This window comes from Rhodoferax sp., assembly GCF_028689295.1.
Lineage (GTDB): Bacteria > Pseudomonadota > Gammaproteobacteria > Burkholderiales > Burkholderiaceae_C > Rhodoferax.
This window is the reverse complement of the sequence record NZ_JAQTWL010000046.1, coordinates 1-6,198: the sequence shown is the minus strand read 5'-3', so window position 1 is coordinate 6,198 and position 6,198 is coordinate 1. Positions and strand designations below refer to the sequence as shown.

Genomic DNA, 6,198 nt, shown 5'->3' with positions numbered 1-6,198 from the left:
CTTCCAGTGCAACGTTGATGCCGACGGTCTGCCGATACCGAAACAAGTCTGCAATGGTTTTAGCCACGCCGAAGATTGGCACGGATACCCCGTCAATGACGTGTCTCTCGACACCAAGTAGCAGGCGTGGCTCTGAAAAACGAGCGAAACGAACCGGCGGATATTTAAATGTGGGGTGCCAGTCTTTCGAACCAATGGCCATCCAGACCTTGGGTGGAATCTGGTCAGTCAAACTGTGGAATGCCAGGGACGAAGTCAGGCAGATGACCCCCTTGGGAGCAAGTTTGGATGCCTCGGCAAGGGTGTGATTCACATCGAGAGATGCGTCTGCAAGCTGATACAGCCCCCGGGCAAGGCGAACGAGAACGCCCTCTCGCTCAAGGCGCGACACCGTCGCTGCAGTAATGCCCTTTGCAGTCAATTCACTCAGGCGCGACATGCCCGTGGCCTGCAGATGGGCCACAGCACGATTTCGCTGGGATGGTTGATTCTTGGGATTCACTGATACAAAACATCGGATATCGCCGAATAGTACCCTATGATTCATATCATTTTCAATTCACCATCACCCGATGAATGCGTTGCAAGCCAACCGGCTTGTTACCTGAACACCCATCTGGTCACTGCTCGGACTGTTGGTGTTTGGTTTCACCGTTCGAATTCAGGCTCAGAAGCCGGTTGACCTTCTTTGACAGGCAAAATAATGTCAACCCTTGCATCCTCCACATCGGCAGCCGGTGCAGCGCCGGCGATGAAGTCACGCACGGCCTGGGGACCGCCCTGACCGAGCAAGTCCCGCGCATCAGCGCCAACTTGACTGGTTACAGGCGGCACAGCCAAAGCGAAGCCCGTCAGCTTTGCAGCCTCCAAAGCCCGTGGGATAGCGTTTGATTTGAGTCTTCCAGCCTCAGTCCGGCCGATATCGTGATCTGTTGCAATCACGACATCTGAAAACAAATTCGACAAACCCGTTTGCTTGACCCATTGGGCGACCACCATCACATTGTTCGACGACAACGCACACAGCGTATTGCCCGCACCGCTTTGCTGAATCGCAAGTCCGGTTGCCACCCCCTCGCAGATCACAAGTGGTTTCTTTTTATCGGTAACCGCCAGCCACGCTTGTATTGGCGCCAGGGCATCGCTAGCCAGCACGCTCATCAATGAATCAAGCCCTGGAAAAGGCACGAAGGCGCCGACGGTGTGAGTGCCTTTTGCCATGATTTTGTCGGTGTTGAAAGCGACTTTGGGCATCAGGTGTTGCACACCGCACAGCTCCACCGTGTCTGGCCGGCCCATCGGATCAGGACGAAACATGGGGGCCAGGATCGTGCCGGTAAATCTGTGCCCTGTGGGGTACACCCGCAACTTCGCGCCATCCAGAACGGCATTGCCTTTGACAAGGTGACGATGGTCAGCTGGCGGGGTAACACCTGCCATCCAAGACTTGCAAGTGTCTCGGTTCAGATTCAGGTCAGTTGTACGCAACTCAGCAGGCGGCGGGCGCGGTAAAGCAGATGATGACTGGGGTGGCGCAAGATCACCATCCAGCCCCAAATCGCGTCCCGTGACATACATGGTTTTCTTGCCATCGCTCGTTTGTCGGCCCTCCCGCCAAGGTGCAGGTAGAGCAATGTCGCCCCGGAATGAAAAAGCGGTTGCAACACCATCGTTTGACACCAGCAACTTGTAGACAGGTTTTGAATCAGAGCCATCGCGATAGCGCCCGTGCAGCCGTGACGGAATCAGACCAGCCGTTTGCAACAGATCATCAGCCGCCCGCCACACTTGCTCCCGGTCATACGAGCGGCGTTGTTGGGGCTCTGAAGAAAATTTCGGAACTTTGGTCAGTGCTGACAGTTCTTTGGCCGCACTCAACTGGTCGATATGGGTTGCCAGCGCTGGAGTCGATTTATCTCCAAGACGGATACCACCGGTGGCATGCCACGGCTCACCCGCTGCCAGTCCTTTTTCTGCATAGCGATGCCACATTTTGAGAGAGCCGTCGCGCGCCACGGACAACCGCCCGCCAGGCGTTCGACTGGTCTCGCCCGGTAAACGAAATTCGACCATATGGTCTTTGACCTTTTGAATCTCGCAGCCGCGTGCAACGAGGTAGTTCTCAATGATTTGTAGCGAGCGCACCGTGATTCCTCAGGTATCGAGCCCCATGCGCAAGCCTGGTGCGTGACCCACATGACCATCACTCACCCAATGCGGTTTTCTCCGATCTGCAGCATGTTGCAATCGCCTTGAAAAGCTGTTGAGTTTGTCTGCCATGCCGCCCGGATGTTGCTTGTAGTCCGCCTCAAATCGCTGTTGGAAAGACCGCGCATCGAATGAATTGGCAGACGTTCCGCCGGTTTCGTTGGTGCTTTGCTTGGCGCCACCACCCGGCGTGGCAGACGGGTCAAAACGCGGGTCAACAAGACCGGGCGCTTGGGTCTGGCCCAAACTTTGGCCGCTCGCGTTCATGCCACGTCGAGCCATCGGACTCTCAGACGGGCTGGGCGCTGCGCTGCCAGGGCCAGAGCCATCAATGGGTGTGCGAGCTCGACCAGACTGGCTAGCAGGGGATGCAGTGGGTAAAACGGATGAACCCGGCAAAGCCAGCAAAGGCGTCATACTGGTGCCGCCACTGTTTGCGCTGCTGGATTTTCTGGTGTTGCTGGTATTGCTGGTGTTGCTTGGACCGGAAGCAGACTGAAATGGGTTGTTGGCATTGACCGTACCACTGATGCCACCGCCAAAGCCGACGCCAGCAGAGGAGCCACCAATCGCACCCGCCGCCTTTTGCACAGGCAGCAATGCGCCCATGGCACCGCCAGCAAGCCCCAGAGCGCGCGCACCGGCGGCACTTGCGGCAAGGCCCGCCGCCACCGGCGCACCGCCCACCATGCCAGCCGCCGTGCCAGCACTTTGCAGGGACATGGCCACCGTGCCGTTCAGCATCGACCCAGCCAGGCCGGGTGCCATGTAACCCGTCACACCATAGAACAGCGATGCGCCCCCCACACCCAAGTAGTCACCAAAACTGGGGCCCTCCGGGTGCGCCGCGTAGGCAGCCGCAATGGTATCTTTCAGCGCTTGGGTGAAGCTGTCGCCAAAGCCAATGATCAAATAGATGGTGAACAGCTTGACGCCAATGGAAATCGCATAGCCAAAGTATTTCTCAGACAAATTGTGCGTCCAGCGCGAGCCGGAAAATCCCAGCATCAACGCACCCCCGCCAATGATCAAGTACGACTCAACCAGGGTGATGAGCAGTTGAACCGCAATCAGCCCGTAGCCAAGAATGATGAACACCGAGGCAACACCCACAATGATGGCGCTCAGCATGAATTTGCCAAGTCCCTGGCCGGAGTTTGTCAAGGTGTTGATGATCATGCCACCCGTGCTGGGAGCGGCATCATTGGAGAATTGCATCAGGCTGGCGGCCACTTGCAGCCCTTGGTCAAATACCGCAGAGGGTGACAACACCGAAGTGCCACCCACACCGGCACCCGCCGCCTTGAATGAATTGATGATGGCAGGAATCCATTCGGGCGCTTTGATCAGTACCATGGCAAAAAATGACAGGGACATGACCTTGAACAAGGTCCCCACCATGATTTCCGAAAGCTCTGACTTTTTGAGCGTCAGCTGAATGGCCGACCAGGCGAATTCAAGGGCAGCCAGGCCAAAGAACAAATTGGTGGCGTAACCCAAAGCAGTCGTCATCCATCCGGCGGACGCGCCTTGAACCTGACTCACCAGCGTGTCCATCATGCCAGCGGCATTCGCCCATGGCGTGATGCAGCACAGCAGCAGAAAAATGGCGACCCGCATCCCGACCCCCTTGCTCAGTATTGGCCGGAATGGTTGCGAAAGAAATTGCGGTACAAAAGCTCGTCTTGGTACTTTTCGTTTTCCTGTTTGGCGATGGCATTCAGACGGGCCTGTTCCGCAGCAATGATGGTGCCGTGCAGTGCTTGGGTTTCATTGACCATCATGCCGGCAATTTGATTGCCAGCCTGAATTGCTTGCAACCGGCCCGCCGCAGTCTGGGATGCCAACTGAATTTGCTGCAAAGCACTTTGCGTTGTCGAAAAATTGTTGGCGTTCAAGCCCAATTGCTGCAACGCCGCGCCAATCTGGTTGTTCAAGCCTTTGTTCCAATTCACCAGATTTTGCTGTTGGTTCGAAAGCAAGTTGCCATTGCCGTAGGTTGTTTGCATGTCGGTGATGGAATTGACAGTGGCATTCACAATGCCTTGCGTGTGTTGAATCGTGCTGACCAACGATGTCAAACGCGCCGCAATGCCGCTCCACGCCTGAATCGGAATGCCGAGCGTGTTCTGGTACATGTTTTGGTACATCTGGATTTGCTGCTGCAGCTGTTCCAGATTGCTTGAATAGACATTGACCAGCTCGGCGTTGTTCAGCCACTGGGTGGCTTCCATGGCACCCACAAACCCACCTCCACCGGCATGAGCGGATGGTATTGACGCAAAAGCAAAGGCAGCCGCCACTGCGGCGCTGGAAAGCAGCTTCTTGGGCTTCATGGGATTTCCTTTATTGAATACTGTTGTCCCATACCGGCCAGACGCAAGTTGACGCAAAAAAATGGCCCTCCCACGATCAAACAACCAGTAAAACCGTGGTGACACAGGGGGATGACTGTGTGAGCGTCGGGCCAGATGCTCTTTACTGACCTGTCACAGTCAATAGCAGTAGTGTCCCAACGTTGTCACATCGAAACGTCGTAAGTTAATGAATTACTTGTCAAATTTGGTGTTTCAGTCTGGTCTCGATTTGAATGTCGTCGAGAGGCAGACTTGTGGTTTTTTGCGGTTTTCCCCCCAGAACCACCATGCACCAAGGCAAGCTCGTATTTGCGCAACTCATGCTCTATCTGCCGCTGAGCACGTTTCGCCGCTGTGTGGCCGAGCACAACGGCGAACACAAGGTCAAGGACTTCTCGTGTCTGGACCAGTTCTTCGCCATGGCCTTCGCCCAGTTGACCTACCGAGAATCCCTGCGCGACATCGAAGTCAACCTTCGCGCGCAAGCACGACGGCTCTACCACATGGGCTTTCGCTGCCAGACGATTTCGCGCAACACGCTGGCCAATGCGAACGCCACACGCCCGTGGCAAATCTATGCGGACTTCGCCCAGCACCTGATTGGCTTGGCTCGTCCCCTGTACGCTACGGAGCCGTTCGGACTGGAGCTCGACGCGGCGGTCTACGCCTTCGACGCCAGCACCATCGACCTGTGTCTGTCGGTGTTTGCCTGGGCGCCGTTTCGCTCGACCAAGGCGGCCATCAAGCTGCACACGCTGCTGGACTTGAGAGGCAATATCCCCAGTTTCATCCACATCACCGACGGCAAGACGCACGAGGTCAATGTGATGGACGATCTGGTGCTGGAGCCTGGCGCGTTTTACCTGATGGACCGGGGCTATCTGGACTTCTCCCGGCTGTTTGTCATTCACGAGGCCCAAGCCTTCTTTGTCACCCGCGCCAAGAGCAATACCAAGTTCAAGCGGCGTTACTCGCATCCGGTGGATCGCATCAACACCGCAGTGCTGTGCGATCAGACCGGTGTTCTGACAACCTATCTTTCGAGCAAGGATTACCCCACGACCTTGCGTCGCGTGGTGGTCAGGGACGACGCGGGCAAGCGCCTGGTGTTTCTGACCAACAACTTTGCCTTGAAGCCGGAACTGATCGCCGATCTGTACCGGCAACGCTGGCAGGTGGAGCTGTTCTTCAAATGGATCAAGCAGCATTTGCGCATCAAGGTGTTTTTCGGCACCAGCGAAAACGCCGTCAAGACGCAGATATGGATTGCCATATCGACCTACTTGTTGATTGCCATCACGAAGAAACGTCTGCATCTTGATCATCACAGCCTGTATGAAATCCTACAAATCCTGAGCTTGTCCATGTTTGAAACTATCCCAATAAATCAACTACTTACACCACCCTCAATAAATTCAGATCCGGATTTCGAGCTAAACCAGCTCGCTCTCCTCTGAAGAACGTTGGGACACTACTGAGTCAATAGCTATCCCACAAACGGGCAGCGTCGAACTGACCGCGTTCCCGCAACCAGGCAGACGGCCAGGTAAGCGCATCGAGCTTTTGCAGATGACGAATTCGCGCCAAATCCTCGCGTCCACTGGCCCCAACAAAGGCCATTTCCGGCGGAGTC

5 protein-coding genes are annotated in these 6,198 nt (G+C 55.8%); 1 reads left to right on the top strand and 4 read right to left on the bottom strand.

The features are described from left to right. From PHF15_RS16390 to PHF15_RS16375, 4 genes are all read right to left on the bottom strand, one after another. The coding region (locus PHF15_RS16390) for a type IV toxin-antitoxin system AbiEi family antitoxin domain-containing protein (RefSeq protein WP_300122868.1) at positions 1-439 on the bottom strand (439 nt) is incomplete at its 3' end. Positions 440-648: 209 nt separating this feature from the next. Continuing rightward, positions 649-2,145, bottom strand: coding sequence for a toprim domain-containing protein (locus PHF15_RS16385; protein ID WP_300122866.1), 1,497 nt, complete (start codon positions 2,143-2,145; stop codon positions 649-651). Positions 2,146-2,154: 9 nt separating this feature from the next. Continuing rightward, positions 2,155-3,828, bottom strand: a complete 1,674-nt coding sequence (gene trbL / locus PHF15_RS16380; RefSeq protein ID WP_300122864.1) for a P-type conjugative transfer protein TrbL — start codon at positions 3,826-3,828, stop codon at positions 2,155-2,157. 14 nt (positions 3,829-3,842) lie between these two features. Further along, positions 3,843-4,544, bottom strand: coding sequence for a hypothetical protein (locus PHF15_RS16375; protein WP_300122863.1), 702 nt, complete (start codon positions 4,542-4,544; stop codon positions 3,843-3,845). A gap of 308 nt (positions 4,545-4,852) precedes the next feature. Here PHF15_RS16375 and PHF15_RS16370 point away from each other — a divergent pair, with 308 nt between their 5' ends. Continuing rightward, positions 4,853-6,022 carry an IS4 family transposase gene (locus PHF15_RS16370; RefSeq protein ID WP_300122861.1) on the top strand — a complete coding sequence of 390 codons (1,170 nt, stop codon included), beginning with the start codon at positions 4,853-4,855 and terminating at the stop codon, positions 6,020-6,022. The last annotated feature ends 176 nt before the right edge of the window (positions 6,023-6,198 follow it).